Source organism: Mesorhizobium sp. WSM3866, assembly GCF_002294795.1.
Classification (GTDB): Bacteria; Pseudomonadota; Alphaproteobacteria; order Rhizobiales; family Rhizobiaceae; genus Mesorhizobium.
The window spans coordinates 42,299-67,827 of the sequence record NZ_NSGC01000014.1 but is presented as its reverse complement, the minus strand read 5'-3'; the positions used below and the strand labels follow the sequence as shown (position 1 = coordinate 67,827).

The 25,529-nt window shown below is 60.7% G+C and carries 17 protein-coding genes; 12 read left to right on the top strand and 5 right to left on the bottom strand.

Translation table 11 applies throughout. From position 1 onward, the window contains the following. Positions 1–266: 266 nt before the first annotated feature. The 5 genes from CK222_RS25890 to CK222_RS25870 all read left to right on the top strand — a co-directional run bounded on the left by CK222_RS25890 (position 267) and on the right by CK222_RS25870 (position 11,137). A complete protein-coding gene (locus CK222_RS25890) occupies positions 267–1,322 on the top strand; it encodes a hypothetical protein (RefSeq protein ID WP_095776570.1) in 1,056 nt (351 codons plus the stop codon). Between the two features lie 73 nt (positions 1,323–1,395). Continuing rightward, positions 1,396–4,689, top strand: coding sequence for an NERD domain-containing protein (locus tag CK222_RS25885; RefSeq protein WP_095802355.1), 3,294 nt, complete (start codon positions 1,396–1,398; stop codon positions 4,687–4,689). Positions 4,690–4,973: 284 nt separating this feature from the next. Next, positions 4,974–5,891 (top strand): hypothetical protein, encoded by a 918-nt coding sequence (locus tag CK222_RS25880; RefSeq protein WP_095776568.1) that lies wholly within the window; start codon positions 4,974–4,976, stop codon positions 5,889–5,891. Positions 5,892–6,110: 219 nt separating this feature from the next. Continuing rightward, positions 6,111–9,401: an AAA domain-containing protein gene (locus CK222_RS25875; RefSeq protein ID WP_095776691.1), complete on the top strand. Its 3,291-nt coding sequence runs from the start codon at positions 6,111–6,113 to the stop codon at positions 9,399–9,401. Next, positions 9,398–11,137 carry a phospholipase D-like domain-containing protein gene (locus CK222_RS25870; protein WP_095776567.1) on the top strand — a complete coding sequence of 580 codons (1,740 nt, stop codon included), beginning with the start codon at positions 9,398–9,400 and terminating at the stop codon, positions 11,135–11,137. The genes CK222_RS25875 and CK222_RS25870 overlap by 4 nt, the downstream gene beginning before the upstream one ends. Positions 11,138–11,155: 18 nt before the next feature. Here the strand turns inward: CK222_RS25870 and CK222_RS25865 are convergent, their stop codons facing one another. Next, positions 11,156–11,581: a topoisomerase DNA-binding C4 zinc finger domain-containing protein gene (locus CK222_RS25865; RefSeq protein ID WP_245420472.1), complete on the bottom strand. Its 426-nt coding sequence runs from the start codon at positions 11,579–11,581 to the stop codon at positions 11,156–11,158. A gap of 387 nt (positions 11,582–11,968) precedes the next feature. Here CK222_RS25865 and CK222_RS25860 point away from each other — a divergent pair, with 387 nt between their 5' ends. Both CK222_RS25860 and CK222_RS25855 read left to right on the top strand, forming a co-directional pair. After that, the gene (locus CK222_RS25860; protein ID WP_095776566.1) at positions 11,969–12,307 is read left to right on the top strand and encodes a hypothetical protein; all 339 of its coding nucleotides are present in this window, start codon (positions 11,969–11,971) and stop codon (positions 12,305–12,307) included. 339 nt (positions 12,308–12,646) lie between these two features. After that, entirely contained in the window at positions 12,647–13,663 is a 1,017-nt protein-coding gene (locus CK222_RS25855; RefSeq protein WP_170954334.1) for a restriction endonuclease, read from the top strand. Between the two features lie 130 nt (positions 13,664–13,793). Here the strand turns inward: CK222_RS25855 and CK222_RS25850 are convergent, their stop codons facing one another. Genes CK222_RS25850 through CK222_RS25835 form a run of 4 tightly spaced genes read right to left on the bottom strand, consistent with a single transcriptional unit; the run spans position 13,794 to position 20,847 of the window. Next, positions 13,794–17,102 (bottom strand): UvrD-helicase domain-containing protein, encoded by a 3,309-nt coding sequence (locus CK222_RS25850; RefSeq protein WP_095802354.1) that lies wholly within the window; start codon positions 17,100–17,102, stop codon positions 13,794–13,796. Next, complete coding sequence (locus CK222_RS25845; RefSeq protein WP_095776563.1) at positions 17,099–19,750, bottom strand: PD-(D/E)XK nuclease family protein; 2,652 nt, start codon at positions 19,748–19,750, stop codon at positions 17,099–17,101. Before CK222_RS25845 ends, CK222_RS25850 begins: the two co-directional genes overlap by 4 nt. Beyond that, positions 19,751–20,455, bottom strand: a complete 705-nt coding sequence (locus tag CK222_RS25840; protein WP_095776562.1) for an RES family NAD+ phosphorylase — start codon at positions 20,453–20,455, stop codon at positions 19,751–19,753. A gap of 2 nt (positions 20,456–20,457) precedes the next feature. Beyond that, positions 20,458–20,847 (bottom strand): antitoxin Xre/MbcA/ParS toxin-binding domain-containing protein, encoded by a 390-nt coding sequence (locus CK222_RS25835; protein WP_095776561.1) that lies wholly within the window; start codon positions 20,845–20,847, stop codon positions 20,458–20,460. 156 nt (positions 20,848–21,003) lie between these two features. On the opposite strand from CK222_RS25835, the gene CK222_RS25830 reads away from it, so the two are divergent. The 5 genes from CK222_RS25830 (at position 21,004) to CK222_RS25805 (ending at position 25,227) form a co-directional block, all read left to right on the top strand. Further along, entirely contained in the window at positions 21,004–21,711 is a 708-nt protein-coding gene (locus CK222_RS25830) for a multiubiquitin domain-containing protein (RefSeq protein WP_095776560.1), read from the top strand. Next, positions 21,708–22,037, top strand: coding sequence for a hypothetical protein (locus tag CK222_RS25825; RefSeq protein WP_095776559.1), 330 nt, complete (start codon positions 21,708–21,710; stop codon positions 22,035–22,037). Before CK222_RS25830 ends, CK222_RS25825 begins: the two co-directional genes overlap by 4 nt. Further along, positions 22,034–22,552, top strand: coding sequence for a hypothetical protein (locus tag CK222_RS25820; protein WP_095776558.1), 519 nt, complete (start codon positions 22,034–22,036; stop codon positions 22,550–22,552). Before CK222_RS25825 ends, CK222_RS25820 begins: the two co-directional genes overlap by 4 nt. Continuing rightward, a complete protein-coding gene (locus CK222_RS25815) occupies positions 22,539–23,435 on the top strand; it encodes a ThiF family adenylyltransferase (RefSeq protein WP_095776557.1) in 897 nt (298 codons plus the stop codon). The genes CK222_RS25820 and CK222_RS25815 overlap by 14 nt, the downstream gene beginning before the upstream one ends. Positions 23,436–24,873: 1,438 nt before the next feature. Further along, positions 24,874–25,227 (top strand): hypothetical protein, encoded by a 354-nt coding sequence (locus tag CK222_RS25805; RefSeq protein WP_141245930.1) that lies wholly within the window; start codon positions 24,874–24,876, stop codon positions 25,225–25,227. The last annotated feature ends 302 nt before the right edge of the window (positions 25,228–25,529 follow it).

Below are 25,529 nucleotides of genomic sequence, written 5' to 3'. Positions count from 1 at the left end.
GGCGTCCTTCGATCCCGCTGACTGATAGAGCCGTTGGCAGGTTTCCCGAAGCCTCACAAAAGCGGGGGAGGCATATAGATTGCCTGCTACCGGACCATCGTGACGCCACAACGCGTCGACGGCGGATACTAGCTCAATTGGGAGCGGGTTGTTCAGGACGCGAACTCCTTTTGACTATCTGAAGCTGTCCGAATGCGACGGGTCAAATAATGTAAGGTGCGGCGAGCCGTAATGTCACGGTTGCGGCGCGCGTTAGGAGAAGATCCGTGCGATCGATCGTTCCCATTGCAGAACAACTGGACCGCGCACTTGCCGAACTGACAATTGATCACCCGCTCAATGAACGGATCGCACTGATCCTCGTCGACAATGGCGTTGAGCTGATGTGCCATCAAAAATGCGCTGACGTATTGTTCGAAGACCGGCACGGGAACTCCCACCGGCTCACGCCGGAACAGCGCAGCGACGCGCGTGGCCGCGCCTTCGACAGGAAGATCCAGTTTCTAAAAGAGCTCGGTCACATTCCGCCCGATCAGGTCCGGGCGATGGGAATCCTGCACGAGTATCGGAACCAGCTCTATCATGTCGGGCTCCGCGACGATCCGATCATCGGGCAGCTCGCACACGTCTATTTCCGCCTAGCTGCTGGGCTGCTCGAGTCGCTCCTCGGTGCACAGCGTCATCTGCGCTGGGAACCTGAAGTAGTCAGTGATGCGGCACGTCGACTTTTGCCTGAGTTGGTAACCACTAAGTACCGCAGAGCCAAGGTCGATATGGCTGGACTACGCGATCGGCTGCTCGCGGCTTGTCCGCAACCACCAATGTCGGTCGAGCGAGCGTTGAGCGCGCATTTGTTGTTTCGGGTCGAGCAGGCGGAATCGGCCTTCGAGATCATCGCCAGGGGACGCTCGGGAACAGACGACCCTGTCGATACGCTGCGGACGATCCAACTCGAAGCTGACACGATCGCCGAAATCGTTCGTTTTCGCCGCGATGGCGACAAGGCACTGAAGGCAAAGGGCCTCCCGCCCAAGCCGCTTGATGTGGACGCGCTTGGGATGGCGCGAGGGACGAAAGTGTTGGTCGATCTCAATGCGCGCCTGCTGCCTAAATGGAAGCCGAGATACCCGCAGTTGCCGTTCGAGAGCTGGAGAAAGCGGGCCGGCTCGCTTAGCGCCAAACGGGCGGCCCTGGCCGCACTGGAGATGTTTGATCAGATCAGGAAAGAGATAGACCAGCTGGAAGAAATCATGGCCGAACCCATCGAGAATATGCACGGGTGGCACCAGTACCTCGAAGATGTCGCCATGGACAGCCGATAGCATTCGGTCGGTGCGGTCATGATGGCCTGCATCGAGGAGTGCTTTTCAGCAATGAAGCTGTAGAATCCACATCATGAACCCGACACGCCCACTGACGATCTTCTGCGGGGGACCGCTGGAACATGACTCGGAACGTATCTTCCTGCGCGCCCTCGTCGACCATCTGGCGCGAGGCGCGGCGGCGGCAGTCGTCCTGTGCAATTTCCAGCTCAAGGGTCGACAGATCGACTTCGTCGTGGCGACGGAGGATGCCGTCGCCCTTATCGAAGCGAAAGCCACCAAGCTTCCGGTTCGCGGCGAGATCAATGGACCATGGGAGCGGCTGTCGCCGTCCGGCGAGTGGACGCCGTTCCGCAACCCCTATCAGCAGGCGCTCGACGCCAAGAACCGTTTGCGTGATGCCATGGCTCAGGCGGCGCCCATCGGCGATTTCTACCCGGATGGGTTGGTCGCGATGACCGGTGACCTCCCTGCTGGGTCAACCATCACTGCGGGCGACTTCAAGGTTCGGATCGGGTCGACTGCCGAGGTGCTGGCTGCCTTGGCAGCGAGGGGAGACAGTGTATGGTCACTGGCGGCCTGGCAGGGCTTTGCGCGGTCCTTGAAGTTGACCGCTACGACGGTGGACGCCGCGCTGGCAGCCGAAAGTTCCTGGACATTTAGCGAGTGGGCGGAACGCTATCGGCGGGCATTCGCTGCAGAATACCAGCCCGATGCCGATCTATGGATCCCGGAAGATGATGAGCAAGCAGAGGCTCTCATCGCATTCACCAATGAGCAGGCTGGCAGCTTTTTGTGGGGACCCTCCGGGTGCGGCAAGAGCCTGATGGCAAAGTGGCTGGGAGTCCAACTGACAGCGACGGGCGCCATATGCCTCTTCGTTTCGGCAAAGCTGTTTTCGGGCTCGTGGGCGGAGGCGGTTCAGCGCGAGATTTCTCTGCTTGTTGATTCCTATGATCCGCGATTCCTGCGCCGGGCTACGCAATTGGGGATACCGGTCATCCTGATCTTCGACGGATTGAACGAGCTGTCGGCCGACAATGCGCGACAAGCGCTGCGGGGACTCAAGGCTCTCGCAAGGCGGTATGAGGCGCGGGTCGTTGTGACGAGCCAGGAGTCCCGTCCAGAAGGTCTGGCTGGCCTGAGCAGTGTCAGGGTCGGGAAGCCCTCGGAGATTTTGAAGGCACGCATCGCCGAACGGGGACATGGAGTCTTGACCTCGGCGGCAAAGGATGTGCTGCGCGGCGTGCGGAGCGGGCTCGAGGCGGGCATCGTGGGTGAAATCGGCAACGAGCTGCGGCCGAACGTTACCCGCCTTGAACTCGTTGACCAATTCATTCGCACGCGACTGGGTCCACATGCGCGTTCGGGTTCGCTGGGCCTTCGACGGCTCGCGGCGCGCCTCACCGACGAAATGGCCTATTCCCTATCGGAGATTGCCTTCGATGAGTTCATGCTGGCACAGCGCCTGACGTTCGACGATTGCGAGGCAGTTCTGCGGGCCGGCGTTCTGGAAACTCGAAGCGGCAGGGTGTCGTTCAGTCACGAAATCTTTCAGAGCACGTGCGCCGCTCAAGAACTGGTCAGGCTGGCGCAGGCGGATCCCGCGAAACTTGGCGTCCAGTTGGGCACGCCGCTCTTTCGTCCACTGGCCCGCGACATCATCGCCGCTCTCGACACGGAGCCCGCTTCCCGTGCGGTGCTGGATGAAATCACGGACGCAGACATCATTGCCGATGCCGCCGACGGTGAACTTGGTAGCGTGGCGACCGTGACCGCCTGGGCTATTCTTGAGACCAGCCACGCTAGTCTTCTCGCCCAGATCGCGCAGTCCACGCTGGTCCTGACGAATGGTGAGGCCTTCAAGCGCCTCGAATGGGAAGGGCACATCGAGCCTCCGCCGACGAGTCGAGCCCGCTATCAGGCCTTGGGCGTTCGCGCGGCCAAGGGCACGGGCATCGAGGAATACCTGGTTCTGTGCCGAGCAATGGACACAAAACTGCACGAGGAACGATCAAGGCTTGCCGAGGCGGCTCGTGAGGGCAACGTCGCCTTGCGTAGTGAAGCGTTCGCACTGGCCTATTATGGCTTCGGATCGCGCCACAACTTCACGCTCGCCGCGACACAGGCTGACGCAACGAGGTTCACCCATATCATCGGCAATCGGCCACCGAAGATCGCGATGCGATCTCTTGTCGGGTTGACCTCCGGCGAGCTCCTGTTCGTTCTCAAGCAGCGCCATGAGCTGTTTGGCAAAGCGGATGTCACGCGATTCACGCTTGAGCAGACCGAGGTATTGCGCACGCGGTGGAAATACGAGCCCTATCATGTTCGGCTCGAACTGCTGCATATCGTCGGGTTCGTCCGGGACGCCAAGGAGACGGCGAGAGCTGGTCTTGTCGAGGCGATCAACGCCCTCGAGATTCATCCTTCGAACTGGGCGTTGAATTCGAGCGTGATCGATGCCCTCAAGATACTGGGAGCGCTTGACGACGAGGGCGAAGGGCAGCGAGCTGCCATTCACGACGAGGTTGTGGCTGTGATTGGGGAAGCGGACAGCGACGAGATCCGCGAGCAGGCTCTCAGCGTCTACACGCGGATGTTCGATCACCCGTTTGACTGGATTTATGCCGAGGAGGTCTACGGGCTGCCGGAGGAGACACAGCGTCTGCTCTACCGTCGCGCCTTTCAGGCTGATGGAATCGGCGATTCCATGAGCGTGAGATACTTGGCGCAAAGGATCGCAGAATACGAAGAGCCTTCAGACGCTCCATTGTTCTCGAACCTGGCGCGACTTCCGTCGCAGACGAATCCGATGAGCCAGGACGAGTTGGCGGCCTTCGTCCTGGCGGTTCGCTTCCTCGCACGGCACGCCGCGCCGCTTCCGGTTGTGGAGGCTGAGAACGATGCACAACAATGCATGGTTCTCATCAGAACGTTGGTCTATGCGGCCGAGTCCGGCCGCGACGTCGACAGGGAACAGGCACGTGCGGCCTGGGAGAAACTGCACGCGCTCCCTGCGCAACGTGTTATCGGCTGTCTCGCAGAAATAAACGAGCCGCTGGCGGCAAGTCATGTGGCGGAACGACCACCTAACTATCTAGCTCTCAACCTGGTGGATGTGTTTCCGGTCGACCTGCTCGCGGTCAGCCGGAAGTTGGTTGATGAGGGCTTGCCCCCGACATCGTACCATCGGGTAGGCTTTCGTGATCGGGACCTGCATTTCGCCTTTGGCGTGATTGCGAAACACGGCGACCGCAGCGACCTTGGCAGGCTGCGGCGTGTAACTGCAGATCAGCCGTTTGCGCAAAAGGCCATTGAGGTCATCCGCGCAATCGAGACATCTGCAGCCGCCGTCAGCGGATAGCCCAGACTCGCGGACTCACGGTGCTCCACAACGGCCGCGACAATGCGCGGACCCGCCTCGTCGATTAGGGCGGCGCGCTGCTCCTCACCAAGATTGGTTGCCCGCGCCACCGGCGTAGCTTGCGGACAGGTTCGAATCGCCTATGCTGGAGCATGGCTGATCCGGCCATGCCGTCCACATTGGCGAAGCCCGCGGGCAGGAATGAACGATCACCCCGTATGAACCTCTCTCCAAGGTGCGCGGGCCAAGTGGACACGCCATTGAAGCACCGCCGGAGCGGTTCCATGCGAATGCATTTTCCCGATCTCACTCGGCCGAAACAGGCCGCAAAATATCTCGTTCGCGCGTCGACCGGACTGAAGCTCGCAACGGTGCACGAGGCGCTTGCGCGGGCACTCGGCTATCGAGACTGGCACGAGCTTTCGATCACTAGTCACCCAAACGCGCTCGCTGCTCATGATGGTCCAGATCTCGATGCCGCGCTTCTCACGATCCTCGATCTGGCTGATGCCCTTGGCCTTCCGGACGGCCATGTCCAATATGCCGTTTCGAGGGCCCGTCTACTGCGAGCGACGCCGTGGTCGATCGATGAGCATATGGTCCTGCGCGCCTCCATCTGGCGGCGACGTGTTTTCGGGCCGCCGGGCCGCGGCAAGCCTGGAACCGTCGTGAAATACAAAGCCTATGACTCCGCCGCCCTGGCCTACCTTCGCTATCCCGGCCGGCCCACCCACCTGCTCTTCGACACGGGATTTGGTATGCGGGCCGACTTCGAGGTCGCCACTCCGCGCACTGCGCTTCCGGACTTCGTGCCATCGCGCATCTGGTTGCCCTACGGGCTCTGGCAATTGACGGACGGATTGGAAGTCGCCTTCTCGCGCGACTATCTTCCAATGTGGCGCATATCGAACGATGGAACTGAGCGCCTTGCTCCCTGGCTATGGATCAAGGACATCGCGGAAGAAAAACACTTCGCCAGTGGTGGAACCGCCATCTGGGCCTCCGGCGCTGCTCGGGACAGTGCCGTCGCCTACCTTCAGCAACATCGCATTTCCGAGTTGCCGATGCTGACCGACATCATGCCTCACCTGTTCGAGCCCCAGGTCGAGTCCCTGCAGGACGGCGTTGCCCGCCTCTGTGGCTCCCGAGGCGATGCAGGAGCCCCGCCCTACGCTAAACTGAACGATCGTGTGTTGGCATGATCCCCAGCTTGTTGCCATCTCCCACGGCAAGTCGCCCCCGAATCTGCTAAGCGGTAAGTATTGATGGGCTCGGACTATATGGCTGCAGTCAAGAAGAAGACTTATCCGCCACTAGATACACGTTTCAGATTTGCGGAAGACTCGTTTGCCCGATTGGCGGGCGGGTGGGACTCTCACCTGCGCCCTGCTGTGGGGGTGGCGGACGGCGAGCCGTATCTCCTGCGCTTGTTCAAGAAGACTGGCACCCCGCTCGACGACGATCTGAGGGCGATCGTCGGACGTGGACTGAGGCGTATTCGGCGTGTGCTTTCTTCCCGTCGCGCAAGAGACGTCCTGGTCGAGGTCCTCGAAACCGCGGAAGACCAGCACGAGCTGGCCATCGTCATGGTGGACCCCGGAAGTCCGATCTCGGGGGCGTCACAGCGCCGGAGGACGAGGGAGGGGCGTTTTCTTACGAGCGCAAGTCGTGGTGTCTTCTGGCGGAATATGGTCCGCGTGGCAGAAGCGCTCGCACTGTGTCACGACGCCGGTATCGTGCACGGCGGCGTCAGCCTGCATTCGATATTCTCACAGCGAGACGATAGCGCCGACTATCGGCTCGGTGGGGTCGAGGCCTGCGTCCACATTGCGGACGGCGATCTCAAAGAGTCGGGGCATCTGCTTCGCGCCTCCGCTGTGATCTCGTTCCGGCAAGACTGGATCGACCTGGCTGCGGTCGCCGGCGCGCTGCTCGGCCTCGATGGTGACAACCCGCCCGCGCTTCTTTCGGTCGAACGTCGAATGCTGGAACGACTGGCGAGTCCCCCGCAGTTTCAACTGTTCGACGGTGCGGTTGTCCTCGACGAGCTAAGAAGCGTCGTGACCGAGCTCGACAGGGTTGGCTCCAGCTCGGAGGGGGAGCTCGTTCTTTATCCCTCTCGGGACGTGGTTCAGAGCGATTTGCCGGCCCTCTCTTCGGGCACGATACCCGCAGCGGATGGCGCCGCGATCCTGCAGTTTGTTGCGGACGATCTGTTGTCGCCCGGCGTCCGCCTTGTCCCGGCCGACCAGGACACCGTCCGTCTCATGACGGACCTCGCAGTCTATCATGTTCGCGTCATGAGCGACTCTGTCGGGATGATCGTAGCGGCACACCAGCGTCGGCCAAACGAATGGATGCACGGCGCCGTCGACATCGTTCATCGATTGCATCTCTCCCGAAATCGAGCGAGCTCGGAAGAGCGGGTCCAGAACCTCGGGCCAGGCGCCAAGGTCTGGCGTGATCTCCTGGAACCCATCCAGACTGCCGACGGGACGAACGACGTTCCAATATGGTTTGCTCTTATCCTCCTCGAGGCCTTCACTCTGCTCCGAGAGCAGTTTCGCCTTTATCCGGTGCATGTACTCCCGACAGTCAATACCGACGTCAACGTCGTTTGGCTGGCCCCCGCCGAGGACGCTCCGCGGGATGCGCAGCGCGAAACAATGGGGCTGCGCCCCGCTGCCGAGGCGCTGAAGCGAGAGCTGAAGCAGGACGACGGAAAGGCAAACTGGACGCTGTCACAAACGGCGCGTCTGGCCGTGGGCCGCGAGCGCGTTCCGGAACTCAGCTATGAGGGCAGTGGGCTGATCAACGGGAAGGTCGCGTTCGCATTCGGGACCAACCTCGCGATGCAGGCCGGGCAGCGGCTTTTCCTGCGCCCCCGCAAAGACACCGGTACCGAGCGGGCCATTCGGCGACGACTGCAGAACATCGTCGCCGCCAGGTCCAATGTCGAGCTTCTCAGGGCTTTGGACGATCCCGCGCAGGTGCGAATCGATGACGTGCTGCGCGACATCGCAGCACCCGGCCCACCGCCGGCCGACGCCGACATGGAAAAATCCAAGGTCGAGGCATGGCAGTCCATCGTCGAGGGCAGATCGATCAATGTCGTTGTCGGCCCGCCCGGAGTGGGCAAGACCTTTTTGATCTCGCACCTCGTGAAGAGTATCCTGCATGAAACGCCCGACGCTCGGATCCTCGTATCCTCCCAAAACCACGAGACGCTCGTTCACATGGAGGACGAGCTCCGCAAGTTTCTGCCCGCGTCCTCAACCATCGTCGTTCGCGTCGAGCGATCTCGATCGAGCGAGAAAGAGAGCACGCTGAGGCGTAGCTCGCAGTCTCTGCTGCGTTCCGTGTCCAAGCCGGATCCGGCCAGCGCCGCGATAATGACGAACCAGCTCAACCAGATCATCCATGCCCTCAAACCAGTAGATATGTCCGAGCAATCGATCGCTGACCGCGCTCTCCGAGACACCGATAATCTGATGCTGCGCTCGTCGGACGTGACGCTGGCGACCACGTCGTCGCACATTCTCGAGGAGATGATTGCCGACGGCGAGCAGTTCGACTGGGTCTTCATCGAGGAGGCGGCGCGGGCCAATGGCGCCGAACTGATCGGTGCGCTGCTCTTGGGGAACCGTCGAGTGATCATCGGCGATCACAACCAGCTCTCGCCCTTCGATGCGGCGGATCGGCAGAAATTCTACGACCCGAGTCGGGCCGGTGAGCTCCTGCGTGATGCCAAGGAGAAGCTCGCCGCGATCTCCGACTTGCCGAGCGAGGTGGAATTGGCGCTCGAGGCGTTGAAGGCAGATCAGTTCCTGCTCGGGGACGTTCTCGCGGTCGCGTCTCGCCTCGAAGAGCCGTTCCGATCCATTGCCGAGCGGGAAGAGACAAGAACGATGGACACCGGCCGCCCCAGCTCGATCGCCACCACGTTGCGCGAACAGAGCAGAATGCATCGGGCCATCTGCGAGCTCGTCTCCAACACGTTCTACAAGCGACAGTTGGTTTCGTCCGGCCGGGTCAAGACACGTGGCCAGGTCGTGGAGAGCGTAGGCGGATTCCCGGCCTCTCCGGTCGTCATCCTTGACGTGCCCTCGCTGAGCACGGTCAAAAGACGTGCATTCGAGCAACCGGTGAAACGATCGATCCGCAACGAGGTTGAGGCCAATGCGTTGCTGGCTGCGTTGCGGAAGTTGCGGCCGGTCATCAGCGAGGATGAGCGGGTCCCCACGCTGGTGGTGCTGTCGCCATATCTCGCACAGGTTAATCACCTCGAGCGGCTGCTCAAGCCCGAGATCGATGTGTCCGCGGGAACGCTGTTCGGCTTCGCCAGCCCGCGAGGCGACGGCAAGTTCGTCTATACGAGCGACAGCTTTCAGGGCGGTGAGGCCGATCTCGTCCTCGCCAGCCTCGTCCGCAATAACGTCCTCGTGGGCTCAAGAGCCGTTGGCTTCATGAGAAACCCCCAGCGCCTGAACGTGCTGCTCAGCCGCGCCAAGCATAAGCTCGTCCTCACCACCAGCCGGAAGTTCGTCCGCAACGCGGTTGATGGCATCGATCCCGATGCGGTCAACGATGAGCTGGGCTTTCTGCGAACCATGCTCGATGAACTGACCCGGCTGTCCGAGGCCGACTTTCCGTCGGTTGGCAAAGGCGCCTCCATCATCCCGGTGGATGATCAGGGGAGGTTGCCCCGGTGAACAACATCTATATCCCGGCCTGGCACTATCGCGCACCCGGCATTGTCCAGCGGACCTGGGGCTGGAGCCCTGTCGAGGAAATGATCCTGCTGTCGCTGGACCGAAGCCCGGGAACGATCAATGACGTCTCCGACACGCTCAAGATTCCCCGACAGGTGGTCGGCTCCACTGTGGCCCGCCTTATGCAGTTCGGACTTGTGGAAGTTCGGCTATCGCCGCACCCGGTCCTCGTCACCAGCAGTATTGGTCACGACTTCATCCGCACGGGGCGCGCCCTTCCCGAACGCTCGGCCGATCGCGAGATCGGCATCAGCGTGGTCTACGAGAAGGTCGGCTTATCAGTCTTCAGGACGAGGGACGTCGACACGATCTCCGTCACCAAGCTTCCCGGCAAGGGTGCAATCATCCGGTTTCCGGACGGCGAGCCGCCAGAGACGCACTATTCGATGATGCAACGCGTCAACGAGTTCATGGTCGGCATGCTAAGGCCCGGAGAATGGCTGCGCGGCGTGCAGGCCAATAGCTCGTTCCTGGAGCCGAAATTCCTCGTGCTTGATCTCGATGAGACCGGAGCTGGCGTGTTTCCGCAAGGCGCGAGCGACCAGCTCGTCGAGGCCCTCAAAGTAACGATCAAGACCGGCGTTCTACCCAAGACCACCGCACCGCCGCCGGAGCGTCCGGTATCCATCGAAACCCGATTCAGCGCCAGCGACATCGTCGTCGGCGCCGAGCAGCACTTGAAACGCTTCGAACAGATCGTCGGCGCTGCGAAATCCAACATATTCGTCCTGTCCACGTTCGTTGCTTCTCAGTCCGATGAACAGGGCCGGGATCGTCGGGAACGCATCGTGCGAGCCCTGGAGGATGCGTGTAAGCGCGGCGTGAGATGCCACCTCTTTTTCGGCACTTCGCTCGATCGCGCCAAGCATGCCGCAGCCATGCAGGAACTCTATCTGCGCCTGTCTGCGGCGCGGCAAACCAGAGGATATCTCTTGGTGCAGAGGGATCCCGTCGAGAGCCATGCAAAGTTCCTCGTTGCCGACGACGGCCACGACGGTGCGGTGGTGCTGATGGGATCGTGCAATTGGCTTCACTCTCCCTTCTCGGCCGTTGAAGTCTCGGCCGAACTCAGAGAGGCCAACGCGGCCGCAGAAGGGCTGGATCTGCTCCGCGAGATTGTCTCCAGGCTTTCAAGTGCCAGCCGATCCGTGGAGGTACTGCAGTTCATGGCGTCCGAGCTGCGGCGCCAGCGAAACATGCTGTCGACCTCTGAAGAGGCGCAAGCGCCGGCCGCGACGCTGACGATCCTGCATGCCGCTGACCACGAGCGCTTGTTGCGCGCTGCGGCCCACGATGCGCAACAGCGCTTCATCTGCTGTACCAACAAGGTGGGCGCGAACATGGTGCCGGCGCTGTTCGATCCCGCCGAGGTCGCCGGCCGGCGGCTCAGCCACGTGCGCATCTATTATTCGCGCCGAACCGGACCGGTGAAGCGCAGCCACGTCACAAAGCATCGAGAACGGCTCCACGGCATCGTGGACCTCACAGGTGTGCCCGAACCGCAGTTGCATGCGAAGTTTCTGGCCTGGGACTCCGACCACGTCGTCGTCAGCAGTCTGAATTGGGGGTCCCAGTCAGGACTCGAGGACAATCCGCTCGATGAAATCGGCCTCTATCTCGAGGGACCCAAGTTGGCCACGTCCTTGCTTGAGACCTTCGAGCGTGAACTCGAATGAGATGGGCGCGGCGCTCTGCTATTTCAGCGGTGCCGTATGCTCGCAGTTGGGGAACTGGCTGCAGCCCAGGAAACGGCGATTGGCAGGTCCAGTTCGCTCGACCAAGTGACCGGCGCGACATGCTGGGCATTGACGCAGAAGCTCGCCGTCTATCGTCTCAAAGCGGAGGTCGTTGCCGGCAATCTCGGAGAGCTCACGGATGTAGCGGGATGGTTCCCGAACGTTGGCGAGCAGGAAGACGCCGCGGCTGGCGCGAGTCAGGGCCACATAGAACAAGCGCCGCTCCTCCGCATATTCGAACGCTTCGGGTCGCGGCATCACGAGATTGAGCAGCTCATCGTCCTCGATCCGGCTCGGTACCCCATAGTCGCCTTCGCTGACATCGAGCAGAATCGTGTAGTCCGCCTCCAGCCCCTTTGCCCGATGGAACGACAGGCCCGACACCTCGATGTTGTCGAACCGGGGCGTTGAACCCTTCGAATTTCGGAGGCGTCTACGAGCCGTTTGGTGATCCTGGGCACACCTAGTCTCCCATCGGCCCTAAGATCCCGCGTAAGCACCACGTAAGCACGGGGGAAAGTCAGGGCGTAGTTTTGGATAGGAACGGTCGCATCAAAGGTAGGAAATATCCAGCGCTTTCAAATGGATATCGTACTGCAGCGTGCCCTATTGTGTTTTTCGGATAAAGCAGCTTTAATTGCTCCGAACGCGCCATCAAGGAGGCGATATCCTTGAGAGCCCAGAACGAGGCGAAGGCCTTCGCGAAACGTGCAACGGACGAGGTGGATTGTCGCCGGCAATCGCTGATCAGGCTCAGTGGACAGGCCTTGGATGAACAGGATCGCGCCGATTTCTTTCGCACGCCGCTTGCCGATCAGGGCGGAATCCTTCCACTCGATCCTTGCCGAGAGAAGCTCCGCCGACTTTGGGATAGCTGAAGAGGTCCTGATGAGGTTTGCGAAGACGCGACGTACGGAACGCGTTGCGGCAGAGTGGCGATTGAGACTGGACGATGAGGCCAAGAAGCTTTTTGGAGATGGCGCCGCGCGTATCGTCAGGCAAGCTGTTGATGGCAAGCTCGATGGGCGCCCGCCGCTGATCTATTGCCGGGACGAACGCACTTTTCTGGCTGCACTCGGTGTGCTGCAATGGATAGCGCAAACGCTTTGACGGGGTTTCATCGACTCCTTCTGAGTGGCTTGTTGGATAGTTCCTTGATCTTATGACTACGTTACGATGCGGTTCATGCAGCGGGCACCATGCCTTCCACGAGGTGCCATGACGATCAGGCAGGCGATTTGCGCTTCCGTCTACAACTAGATTCGCTGGTAGCTTATGTTTCTTCATACTTTGCGGGTAGCGAATGATCGTCAGGATCTTCGGTTGAACTCGGACGTCTAGATGCGCGCGCTAGTCGAGCAGTGGAACCATCTCGAACCTCCGCCTACAATCGGGCGTGAGAGGGAGCGTGCCAGGCTTCTCGAGGCACTGCGGCAACCGGGACAAATCGTGGAACTCGTGGCATCAGTCGGCATGGGAAAGACCACGCTGCTGAAGCGAGTTTCCCTCGATGCGCAGGAGACTTTCGGGGGAGTGGTGGAGTACTTCGCGGGTAGCGATGCCTTCCCTTTGAGCGCAGCGGTCGATGTGATCGCCCAAAACCTTCGCGAGGCGCGCGGGCACAGTGTCCTTGTGATCGATGCAGCCGATCCGTTGGATCCAACTGATACGCTCAAAGCGATCGATCGCCTCTCCTCGGGGCCGTGGTCCTTCTCAACGGTTATCGCCTCCCACAAGGGACTAGGGCTCAGCGGTCCCATCGTCGAACTTTCTCCGCTTGGTGGTTCGGCATTTCGGGAACTGCTTGAGTCTCAGTTCGACGGAGCCTTGGACGCGGCCGGCATGGAACGGTTATGGGAGGCGACGCGCGGCAACCCGCTGCTTGCCCGGCTGCTGGGAGAGCATTGGCGAGCTGGGAAGATCAGAGAGGTTGGTGAATTCACGCGGCTCTTCGATCCCTGGAACAGGTCTGGGCTGCTCGGTCCAGATGGTCGGCCGTTGCAGCAAGGCAGCAAATCGGAGCAACGCATCATCACCGATGTGCGTGAGGTCAGCGACGCCCTGCTCCTCCAAGTTGCGAGCAATCCGCGGCTTCTATACGAGATGCCGCCGCGCCGGTTCGAGGAACTAGTAGCCGAGCTCCTGGAGCGTGCCGGCTACTCCGTCACCCTGACGCCCCAGACGCGAGATGGCGGCAAGGATATGTACGCGGCTCGTAGCGACCAGTTTGGCGCGTTCCTTTATGTCGTTGAGTGCAAGCGGCACTCGCCTGACCGACCTGTTGGCGTCGGGGTCGTTCGGGCACTGTACGGCGTTGCGCAACGCGAGCGCGCAACCGCTGCAATGCTGATGACGACATCCTACTTCACTGGCCCCGCGCGTGAGTTCGCCGAAGACCTCCAATATCAGATTGCACTCAACGACTATTTCAATCTACGCCACTGGCTCGATCAGTACGGCCAGTGACGGAAGCCGTTCGAACGTAATCACCCGAATTTCGACTAGGCGACACCATTGCCAAAGCAGCACATCACCTTTCGGAGCGCCGCCAATGCAATCACCTCGGTGCAAGATGCCTCCTGCCAGTCGCTCGTTCTCAGCCCGGACGGTCAACTTGACTCCGGCTGGCGCTTTCCACCTGAACAATTTCGCTGAGAGTTAGGAAAACCAGCATCCCTTGGTCAGCACCCGTTGCGGCTAGATAGTCTCTCAGCTGACCGGCATAAGCGCTTCGAACGGCGGGGGAGGGGTTGATGTCTGACTTCCAATCAATCACCACCTCGACCTTTCCAGTTCTGATTGCGAGCGCATCAGCGCGGCCTGCGAGGAGGAAACCCTCGCCTGACGCCCAAATCGCCACTTCGGGCACCAGCCAGGGACGAAGCGCTGCGACCTCCGGCAAAGCGATCGCCCGCAAGGCACAACCCGCCATTTCTGATGGGTCAGGTCGCGGTTCTTCGTCGGTCTCCGTTACGAGTTGGCCTAGCAAAGCGCGCGCTCGGGCAACTACTGCCTCACCTTCAGTCGGAAGCTCGCCAGTGAGGAACTCCTCCATGAGCTTATGCAGGACAATTCCACGCAATGCGCCCGCACCCGCGACCTCTACAGTTTGACCCGGTGCGTCGGTGACGATGACAGTATTGAGCGGATCATCTGGGCGATCCTGATCATGGTCGCTCGGGCGACGCCAGACGATCGACGGAGCGCTCTCTTTGACCTTGCGCTGTTCCAAGGCGAAGACATCTGCCGTCTGCTCATTGCCGCTGGTGCTTTCTGGGCGGACGTCGGCGGCCACGAAGTCCGAAACGTTCAGTTCCGGGAGATCCACCTGCCGCAGATCGATCGAACTGAACCACGAGCCTTTCGAAGCCTGCGGGATGTGCGGAAGGATCAGCAGGTCGCGCGCCCGAGTACATGCGACGTACCAAATTCTCTCGCGCTGATTGGCGTCTTCCTGACTTTCTTCGGCGCGCGCCGCTGCCAGGTCCAGTGGAGACACGCCTCCAAGCATCCAGTGCAAGCTGTCGTCCGACTGCCGGTGAACAAACCGGTCTGGCCGATAGAGCTCTGTCGTCGAATTGATGGGGATCACGATGGGCCACTCCAACCCCTTCGCGCTGTGTATCGTGACAACCTCGATTGCATGCTCGGCTGCGTCGATGCGTCCTTCGGGTGCCCTTGCCTTACGCTGCCAATCGGCCTGGAGATCGCGCACAAACGCGCCCAACCCTGAAACTCCATAGCTTCGCGCACGCTCGATCAATGCATCGAGGTTCGCGATCGCACGCGCGTTCCGGTTCCGGTGCCGGGCGGCCACGATCACCCGGGCGTTCAGACGTTCGATAGCCTCCGCAAGAATCAAACTCGGCGTCGAGATCGACACTCGGCGTCTTAGGTGCTGCAGCTGCTCCAGGATCGATCTTGCGAGCGGATGCCGCACGAGGGTCGCATCGGTTCTCGCATTGAAGAAGCTGGGCCGACCTTCGATGGGAGGAAGGGCAGCGGTGATATCGAGAAGCTCTTGTTCGGCCAGCCCGACCAGTGGTCCGCGCATGAGCGCACCGAAAGCGAGGGTGTCGGATGAGTCCGCCAATACACGGAGCAGTGCAAGGATGTCTTGCGTTTCCTGACGCCGCATAAGGCTTTGGCCTGCCTGAGAAGAGACGGAGAGGTCACGCTTCTCCAGTGCACGCTCGTAGCGCCAGAGCTCGGTATGACCCGGAGAAAGAAGCGCAATATCCCCAGCGCGAAGCGGAGAGAGGGAGCCATCCGCACGTGGAATCATAACATTGCCGATCAGGCGCTCGCAGATGTCGGCAACCCGCTCCGCCTCCGCCTCCCGGAACATGTCCGCGTAGACGCGCCCCTCGGTCTCCACATGAATCGTGAATCTCGTCACGCAAGGCACGGGATAAGCACCATCCGGTATCGTCGGAGCCAAAGCGACATATCTGGGCTGCGAGCCCATGCCAAAGATCCCCTCGAAGCACGTGTTCACATGCTTGATGATGGCGCTCTGAGATCTGAAGTTCGCTGTGACGTCGATGACGGCACCGTCATCTTGTGCGCTGATCAGCCGACGAGAGAGTTCATAGGCCTCGATATCGGCGCCGCGGAAACGATAGATGGCCTGCTTCGGGTCGCCGACGAGAAACAGCGATCCCGGCCGCAATCGACTGTCTTCCCAACGCTTCAGACGATCTTCGTTTGCAGCAATTGAGAACAAAATCTCGTTCTGGATGCGGTCGGTGTCCTGAAATTCGTCGACCAGGATATACCTGTAGCGCTGCCCAATGGCGCGGCGCACCGCTTCGTGGTCACGGACCAATGTACGCACATGGAGGAGCAGGTCATCGAAATCGAGCACCGCAGCAGCCCGCTTCTGTCGCTCATAGTTATCGAGAAGCAGATCCAGTGACGATGACAGTTCACAAACCAATCTGCTCGCGATGTGACCGATCAGCTCGTTCCAGGCGTCACTGACGACTTGGTAGCGTTGAAGAGTAAGATCGCTGGCCGTCTCTTCGCGATAGGCACCGAGGACCTCGGCGGCTTCGCCATAGGCCTTGAGTTGAAGGCCTTTGCTGGTGAATAGCCGTGAGTGACCTGCGTCGCAGAGCTTCCAAAGCGTTGCGAAATCCGGTGGCCGCTCAAATGCGTTCTTGTATCGAGCAGCCAGTCGCTGCAGTTCCAGAGCGATTTCTCGCGGCCAACGGTGATCACCAATACTCGCCTGCCACTTGTCGAAGTCATCGACGGCCTGGAGGAATACGATGTCTGGACGCCGGTCCGCCGGTGGCGCGATCGGCGTCGCGTCGGGGTGTTTCCTGCGGAGCAGGGCGAGCTCTCGGATCAGATCTAAAACCTGAAGCGGGATTTGCTCGGCGAGGACGACAATAGGGTCCTCGTCGACCGCATGCTCGCCGAGGCGCCGCGAGAACCAAGCGGAAAGTTCGCCAAGGAAGAGCCAGTCCGCGACGGTCGCATCAACGATGCGCGCACCTGGGTCCAGTCCGGCCTGAACGCCATGGCTATGAATGATGGCTTGACAGAAGCCGTGGATGGTCGTTGCCGTAAGTTCGTCAAGCCGAGGGGCTGCGGCCGCGAGTGCTGCGCGCTGGGCGGATGTCAGTCGATCCGGCAGCACCGGTTCGAGGAATGCGGGTATCGCATCCGCCAAGAGCGCGTCGACTGTTTCCCTGATGCGACGATTGAGCTGGCTTGCAGCGAGTTCTGTGAAGGTGATCGCCGCTATATCCCCAGGCAGATGACCGCTGGCGAGCATCATCGCGACACGCCCCGCCATAAGCGAGGTCTTGCCGGTTCCAGCGGCGGCCTCGACCAGGAGGATAGAGCTGAAATCGGTCATCGCCCGCCGACGGTTCTCCTGATCGACCAGCGTCATGTGGTGGAATTCCAGAGCTTGCCGAGCTTCTGGTTGGCCGCGCGGAATTCGGAGCTTTTGCGGCGAAGGTAGCTCTCCCGGTCCGCCGGCAGCGCCAGGCGCATGTCGTCATAGTGAACGTCCTGCTCCCACCGAGGCGCGATCTGTCCGCTGCGAACAATCCCGACCGCCGCGACGAGATAGCTCGTCGCTTCAGCGATGGCGCTATCGAGCTCGTCACCTCTCAATTCGAATTTGGCAGGATCGTCAGCGAGATAGATCAGCCTGGCGACGATCGTCCTAATTTCAGGAAGAAGTGTTCGGACCGCCATCGCGTATAGGACCCGCTGCAGCTCGCGTCCCTGGCCGAGGGCGATGCGCTGGGTCTTCGGAGGCGGTTTGGCGCTCTTGTAGTCGGTGATCTGAGCGCCGTCGCCAGACGCCCGGATATCGAGCCGATCCATTCGGCCACCATAGACTAGACCTGCCTCCGCAATTGGGATCTTGACCGTCGCATCCCATGGCAGTTGGACCGCCACAGGCTGTTCCTGGCCGAACGGTATTTCACTCCAGCTACGTGTGTCGGCCCTGGTGGGATCATCCGAAGCAAGTCCCCTGGATGTCCGTCGAGCCGCCTCTTTCACCGTATGACGCCAGAGAACGGGTGGCGGGACCGAGCGTTGCAAGGGCCACGACGTCAAGATTGTCGCCGATGCGGCCGCGATGGCGGCCTCGATTTCCTCTAGAGTTGCACGCGCAAACCCGGGTTTCGGCTCAAGGCTGGAGATTGCACCGCTAATCAGCTCGTGTACGAGCTCGCCAAAGGCGATCGGGTCGAGCTGGAGCGGTTCGGGCTCCAGGCGGATCGAACGCCAGTCAAGCGCGTAGCGCCACACGAAGCCGAGGGGATCCCGCAGCAGACGCTGGAGCGATGTTGTCGATTGCGTTCGAGACAGAGCGGTCACGATTGCCGGATGATCTGGTGCGACCAAGCCGTCATGGGGTGTCAACCCAGAGTTCCATTGCCAATCTCGCCAGCAGAGCTGGCTCTGTCGGACGTGCTCGACTTGCGCTGCGTCCCGCGGCCGGGCCAAGAGGCGGTCCGCCTCGCTGAATGCATGCCCGGGAATGCGATCTCGCTTATGAAGTATCTCGTCCGCGGGCCATAGTGAGCTTGGTGACAGGAGGCTGCCTTTCGCACTCCGCTCCGGCCGCGACAGGACTAAAGCCTCGCGCGTTCCAGCCCGAATGACTTCGAAGTGTTGCCGATCACGTTCGGCCATCGTGACCGGATGAAGCCTGCGCCGGTCGAGAAGATGGTCCGGCATAAGGGGATCGTCGTTCTCGAAGCGTGGCCATGATCGGCTGGTCAGGCCGAGCAAACGGGTGAACGGTCGCGGGCACGCCGCCAGATGGGACGCAGGGCACCACACGACGCTGTTGGCCGGCTCGCGACCGTCGCTCACCCGCAAAGCCTGCAAAGAAAGCGCGACAGCGTGGGGCGGTGTGCTTCTCAACGCCTCGTTCCACATAGCTAAACTCGCACCTGAGAGCAGCAGGAGGCCGGCTTCCCGGCCCGAATCAGGCCCGCGCGCGAGAAGTTCAAGAAGCGGGAGAAGAATGCGTTCAGTGAGGTCGTTCGTCTGGCGCTGCGGCCGGGCCGCCGCCAGAGCTTCACGCCATTGGTCGAGGGTCTTGAGACCAGCGCGGCGCGGTATCGCCGTGAACCAATCGTCCGGAAGAGAGCTCACGAAGGGCCGAGCCGGCAGGCGCCTGAAAAGCCTCCACACGCGCTCCTGACTAAGGCCGCTGATCAGGATGTCGGCTAACGCCGCACACGCTTGCCCGTCCGGCGTGCTGAGCGCGGGAACGCCGTGCGAGAAATGGAGCGGGAGAGCAGCATCGCGTGCGTAGGCAAGGAAATGCTCATCCCAATCTGGCGTCGCCGTTGCAGCGATGGCAATTTCCTCGGCCTTCACCTCGCCCGATGCCAGAAGCTCACGCACCCATCGCAATGCTTCTACAACTTCGGATTTGGGGTCGGCGCTCACCTCCGCGGTCGAGCGCGATGGGCTGGACGGTACTCGGCTGCGCACCTTGCCGTCGAACCATCCGTTTTCGACTTTGCCCGGCATATCCCACGCCACGTCGGTGAAACGCGCAATCGCATTCAGCAAGGGACGCCATATGGGGTCGACGTCGACGATCCCAGCGAGTGTTACCGGTCCAAGCAGGACGTTCGCCAGGGAAACACGCGCGAGCGCTTCGTCGCGCAGGTCGCGGGGTAGCAGTCGAGATGGAGGGAGACGGCCGCGTATGCGCTTCTCGACCAGATGCAGATCGGCGAAGCGGCCGACCTCTTGAGGAAGAGACGATAGGTCAATATCGGCCCGCCATGCTGCGTCGAGAGACTGAAGGAGCGCTCGCGGCATACCTGGCAGGCTCGCAACGCGACTGATGTCGCGAAAGCCGCCAGCCGCCAATGCCGCCTGAATGGCTGGATAGAGAACATCCGTGCCCGCAGGAGTTATGAACCCGCCGGCGAGGCGGGCTGCAAGGAACGGAAGTGTCAGGATATCACGAACAAGCCTGCGCTCGCGCGCCGCCGTGGCACGCTGACTACGAAATGCTAACGGGCCATCGACAACCAGCGTCTCCCGCATCAACATCTACGCGGCCGCCATCGGCTGCGGGATGATTTCGCTACGCTCTATGTCTCGATCGGCACCGAAATCATAGAGGCGACCAATCCGCTGGCCGTCCCAACGGAACCGGTAATGGGCGCCTTGCACGCCCTTCTCCAAAAGAACGTCATCGTTGAAAATACTGATGAATGCGCTGCCGGGCAATTCGGCCATGTTGAAGATGACGCCATCGACACCATCCTCATACAGGCGCTGGCCGATTTTCCATCTGGCGGCCTGAGAAGTGTCTGGCGTCACTCCCCGCAGGTCGACGAAGCTTCCCATGACTTTGTTGGTTATCATCCGCATGTCAACGCCGCAGGCCGGCTCGTCAGTGCGAGAAAGAAACTCCTCACGTCTGATGATCGCTCTGGCGAGAGCGCCGCGCTCGTCGGATGCCAGCTCCATGACTGAATACGGGGGAGGCAGGAAGTGCGTCCCTTCCGGCATGGGATACGAGAAGGGTGCGTGATTCCAGTTCTGAAGTTTCGGCGAACTGGAATCCGCAGATATGTTCCCACCGGTAATCCGAGACTTGGCGGCAAGACGCGGGTTCGTGATCGTCTCGAGCTCGGCGGCAAGCGCCTGCATCTCCCGAGAGCCGAATTTCTCGTAGATGTCGATCGTAGGATATTTTGAAGGGATCAGTCGGCGATAGTGCCCGTCGACTGCGATCTGCGGATGTTCCAAACTTACCCTCCGCGTTGGGCATCGACATATTGTCGTACCCTAATAATGTCGCTCAAATTCCCGTTCAGCATGATGTCCAGGGCGGACGTTCCCTCGAAATATCGATTTGGTCGGCGAATCCACTTCACGGCAGCATCAGGTGAGTCGAGCAGGATAGTAAGGGCCTTATAGATAGAGCCCAAGTGTGAGATCCGCTCCAGCGTATCCACAGAAACGTCGCCGCCATCTTTACGCCAACGGAAGTATGTCGAGCGGGCCGGCGATCCCAGCAGCTTGATCTGCTGATCGGTGCTCAAGTCCCAGATTTCCGCGAGTTTGAAGAAGAAGTCGAGGGGGGTGGGCTGTGCCCTGTGAGGCTGGTCTGTGGGTGCTGTCCATTTTTTCGTATCCATCGGGGCTCCTCGATGAGTGTCAAATCGGACTTGATTTGCAAAATCAGTCCGATTATACACAGTCTCATAACGGACTGAATCGAGACTATCTGTCCCTTCCGGGATTTCGTCAAGGTCTGGAGCGTTTGTCCGTGCGCTCCGAAATGGAGAGAGAATATGGAAACGATTCTGATGAAGGCCGATGGCGACCGGAAGCATGGCAACGGTACCTTTCAAGTCGAGGTCGGCGATAAGAACTTCGATTTCGCCGCGGTCACGTTCGACGACGCCAAGATCACAGGCGCACAGGTCGCCATGTCGATCGGCAAGCATCCCGTCGAAGACTTCGTCGTGTTGCGGCATCTGAAGACGGGCGAGTTGGAAACCTTGCGCCCGACCGAAACGTCTGAGCTGGATAAGAGCAAGGTCAACCGCTTCTTCGTGGTGGAAGGCGGCGTCACGCACCGCTTCTTCATAGAAGGCCTGGCGATGGAGTGGCCGCGCAAGAAGCTGATCGCCTCGCAGATCAAGTTTCTTGCCGGCGCCGGCGACGAGCTGGCGCTGATCCTTGAGCGCCCGGGCCTCGACCAGATTTTCGACGATGATGACGAGGTCAATATCGGCGGCGACGAGGTCGAGCGCTTCAAGCTGCGCAAGCGCAAGAAGACGGTGACGGTAATCTACGGCGGCGATGTCGAGTTCGAACTCGAGCGCCGCGTTTACACCACCGAAGAGCTGATGAGCGTCTTCGGAGTTCCCCCTGGCTACAAGCTCGACATCATTGGCTCGGATGGCGTCTTCCGTGAGATGGCTCCGGGCGAGCGCCTGAAGGTGAAGGACGGGATGGAATTCGCCTCCCATCCGCCGGTGGGGCAGTCGTCATGACGGCCCAGCTCCAACTTGCGGCATTGCGGCGGATTAATCGCCTGGCAGAACTGTGGGACGAGGGGGGCCAACCCCTCGTCTTTCTCCCGAACATGAACGTCCTGCACAACGGGGGTACCGTGACGATAGACGGTCTGCTCTGTCCGCGCAGCCATTCGAGCTACACGACGCGCCTCTTCCTGTCGAAGCCCTTCCCGAACCGCGGTCAGAACTGGACGGTCCACCAGATCATGGGCCGCGCGTGGCACGCGATGTCCTTCAACAATGTGCCTGCCTCGTTGCCCTGGACAGAAATCCTCGCAAACCACCTGGGGCAGCTCAAATGAGAGTAAGCCTCAAGATCGCCGGTCCGCTGCTCGACCAGGTTCGGTGCGACCTAGCAAGGCCGCACGTCTTCGCGCACGAGCGTGTCGGCTTCCTGACGGCAGGCGCAGCCATAGAGCCAGATGGCCTGTTGCTGTTGGTTCGCGGCTACGTGCCGGTCGACGACGAAGACTACGAAGTCGCTCCCGGTGTCGGCGCAAGGATTGGCTCTAACGCCATGCGCAAAGCCGCGCAGGCGGCCTATCGGCCGGCCTCGACCCTCCTCCATGTCCATACCCACGGTGGTCGCGGCCTTCCGCGTTTCAGCGGCGTAGATCTTGAGAGTGGCAACACGTTCGTGCCCGGGTTTTTCCAGTCGTGCCCGAAAATGCCGCACGGACTGCTGGTTTTGAGCAACGACGGCGCAACTGGCTTGCTGTGGCTTGAGCCCGGCAAGCGCTCCGTTCCGATCGACCGTTTCATCCGCGTTGACCAACCGGTCGTCGCGCAATGGAGTGCGAAATATGAGCTGGCTTGATCGTCAGAGCTTTTTGGGCCCGCACAGCGAACGGCGATTGGGTGAAGTGACCGTCGGCTTGGTGGGCCTCGGCGGAGGCAACTCGCATGTTGCTCAGCAACTGGCCCATGTCGGCATCGGCAACTTCGTGCTGGTGGACGAGGACCGCATTTCGTTGACCAATCTCAACAGGCTGATCGGCGGCACCTGGTGGTACGTGCTGAAGCGCGCAGTCAAGGTCGAGGTCATGAGGCGAATGATCGAGGCCATCAATCCGAGGGCCCAGGTCGAAATCCATCGCCAGCAGTGGCAACTCGTGGGTGACGCGCTCAAGTGCTGCGACGTCATCGTGGGCGGCCTCGACAACGTGCGGAGCAAAGACGAGCTCGACGCCTTCTGCCGACGCTTCCTCATCCCATACATCGACCAGGGCATGGACGTACACAAGCTTGAACCTGGGCACGGACATCTTGTTGCAGGTCAGGTTGTCCTGTCCCAGCCGGGTAGTCCGTGCCTACGCTGCCTTGGCATTGTCACCGAGGAGGCGTTGGCCGAGGAAGCCCGTAAATATGGCGCTGCCGGCGGGCGTCCGCAGGTCGTGTGGTCCAACGGTGTGCTCGCCTCGCTGGCGGTAGGACTGGTCGTTCAGATGGTCACGCCATGGAACCGACGGGCCAGGGCAGGTGCCTATCTCTCGTATGACGGCAATACCGGCCTGGTCTCCGAGGCCGACCGGTTCCGGCGTTGGTCGGCGCCTTCTTGCCCGCACTATCCGCCGGCGGCGGTCGGCGACCTGAGCTTCGACATTCGCAGGTATGTAGAAAAGAATCCGAAAGCCAAACGGCCTACAGGTTGGATTCGCTGGGTGCCTAGTTGGATTCCAAGGTGTATGCGCAACGGTTGAATTTGGCCCAATGTCGCCCCGCATAGCAGTTTGCAGCTGACGGCCCGAGGCGAGGGGTACATTGCCGCCCGTAGATGTTTCTCCTCGGACGATTGCGGCACCTTCGGCGTTCACCATCTGTGCTCGAAAAGTCGCATAAAGGGCATTATGTTATGATGTCCGGAATTATTTGGCATTTCATGGGGTTTACCCAGTCCGGAATTATGGCCGCGGGTGTTCCGCCTATACCATTGAAAACAAGAGAGTCTTCAGGTCGTGCATAGGGACTCCCGATCTAAACACCGGGTTTACCAATGGCCCCCATCACAGCTAATTCTGGATTGGCGTTAAGTCGTTGGATTGGCGTAGAATCTGAGCGCCTTTATTGGTCAACCCGCTTGCGGTAGGCAACGGATTGGTCAACCCAAAAACCCAGGATTGGTAAACCGAAGTAGCAGCCCTATCGACCAAGATTCAGCTCTGTACTTCCCCGCGAGCGCGGCGGCACATTGGGCGAACAGCACAGTGCCAGAACTCGACAAACAGACAAGGGCCTACCAAAGGTCGTCCGATCGTCTGGAAAGGATGCTCTCTCGATTGTAGCTGGATACGTCGGGGGAGGTAAGATATTGTTCCCTAGCCCAGCTAGTGACCAGTAGTAGGCCTATGACTTTTTCTTCGTTAGTTCTAGAATGCCGCCGACTATGACTGCGACGCTAAAAGCTCCCAACAATGCCAGAGAAGCCACCCGCCAGAAGTCGAGGATGCCTCTGCCCGAGTTAGCTCGGTCGCGCCATATACAGACACGTCCGTATTCATCGTTTCTCCTTCTAGCACATGAAGATCAGTCAATGTCGACTGCCGGAAGGCAGAATCGCCGCCGTGCAATGAGAACATCAAGACTCGTGCCAACCGCGCAAGGAAGCTTCGCGGAGGTTCTAATGCTTCCGAATGGCGCCGCTTCTGAGGCGAACTCCATTGTGGCCGCCATGAACATGTGCGCAAACACCCTCAGGATACTGCCCGTCCACGCATGAGCCGGGTCGGCAATTGAATGGGGTCCGAAGCGGGTCGCTCACAACCATTCGAATTGAGCTGCCTTGGCTGATGGTTCCATCATCGTCATCGGCGGCAGCTCTTCCGGAATCGCCATCGCCTGGAGTTGCTCCGCGCCCGACGCAGGGCTGCGGCGAACCGTTTGCCAGCAACGTTGTCAGCGGCAGCATCCCAACCGCATGTAGATGGTGATATGCGATTGACCATGGCGATCCTGTCGCCATACTCAGCGGTCTTAGCGTTGGAGCCAGCCTCGGCGATCATGGCTTCGGTGGTGACGAGCAGGCCGGCGACCGGGGCGGGGTCCTGGAGAGCAGTGCGCACGACCTTGACCGGGTCGACCGGTGGTGGCCAGCGAAGCGCGCAGCAGCGCGACGCCGCCGCCGTGCGGAAGCCTCGATCGTTGGCACGCGCCTACCGGCATCGCCGACAGGCGCCGAATGGTGAGATGGTCATCCTGCGAACGGACGAGATCTCGCTGACCCGCCCGGTGTGCCTGCTTCGAGGTCGCGCCCTTTGTTCTCAAGGATCTTGCCGGCAAGTCAGCGGCGCCAACTCCGACCAGACCTGCCTGCACGACCAGTTGCGCGGGATGGTCCAGGCGACCGTTCGTGATCTCGACCGGATCGACGCCGTCCTGGGACAGGAAAGCAGGCGCGCCAGCTACGAGGAAATGGCCGACCACATCCGGCGCGCAGCCATCTCGACCGGCGAACTGGAGGTGACCCCCGGCTACAAGGAACTTTTCGCAAACTGACCAGCTTATGGCGCCGTACCGACCCACGCTTTGCGGGCGCGTTCCGGTTCACGCTCCGGGTCGATGCCACATGACGAGTCTAACAACCCTTGTTAAGTTGTCCTTTGCGCCTTTCGTGTTTCCGGACTTGACATCCTGACTTCTGGGACGGACGGCTGTCGAGATCGGTCGCGAAGGCTAACGAGGTCATCGGGCGGGTCGCGACAGACGAGCTCCCGTATCCTGGCCAGTGGTCAGCCACCGACCTTGCGTTCCTCGCGGACTGCAGACGCTTCAACGCGGAAGTGCGAACGCGGTTCGAA

What these genes read in the sequence shown, in the direction of transcription:
- CK222_RS25885 (WP_095802355.1), top strand. Translation starts at nt 1,396, where the DNA reads ATGAACCCGACACGCCCACTGACGATCTTCTGCGGGGGACCGCTGGAA.
- CK222_RS25880 (WP_095776568.1), top strand. Translation starts at nt 4,974, where the DNA reads ATGCGAATGCATTTTCCCGATCTCACTCGGCCGAAACAGGCCGCAAAA.
- CK222_RS25860 (WP_095776566.1), top strand. Translation starts at nt 11,969, where the DNA reads ATGAACAGGATCGCGCCGATTTCTTTCGCACGCCGCTTGCCGATCAGG.
- CK222_RS25850 (WP_095802354.1), bottom strand. Translation starts at nt 17,102, where the DNA reads ATGACGCTGGTCGATCAGGAGAACCGTCGGCGGGCGATGACCGATTTC.
- CK222_RS25845 (WP_095776563.1), bottom strand. Translation starts at nt 19,750, where the DNA reads ATGTTGATGCGGGAGACGCTGGTTGTCGATGGCCCGTTAGCATTTCGT.
- CK222_RS25835 (WP_095776561.1), bottom strand. Translation starts at nt 20,847, where the DNA reads ATGGATACGAAAAAATGGACAGCACCCACAGACCAGCCTCACAGGGCA.
- CK222_RS25830 (WP_095776560.1), top strand. Translation starts at nt 21,004, where the DNA reads ATGGAAACGATTCTGATGAAGGCCGATGGCGACCGGAAGCATGGCAAC.
- CK222_RS25825 (WP_095776559.1), top strand. Translation starts at nt 21,708, where the DNA reads ATGACGGCCCAGCTCCAACTTGCGGCATTGCGGCGGATTAATCGCCTG.
- CK222_RS25820 (WP_095776558.1), top strand. Translation starts at nt 22,034, where the DNA reads ATGAGAGTAAGCCTCAAGATCGCCGGTCCGCTGCTCGACCAGGTTCGG.
- CK222_RS25815 (WP_095776557.1), top strand. Translation starts at nt 22,539, where the DNA reads ATGAGCTGGCTTGATCGTCAGAGCTTTTTGGGCCCGCACAGCGAACGG.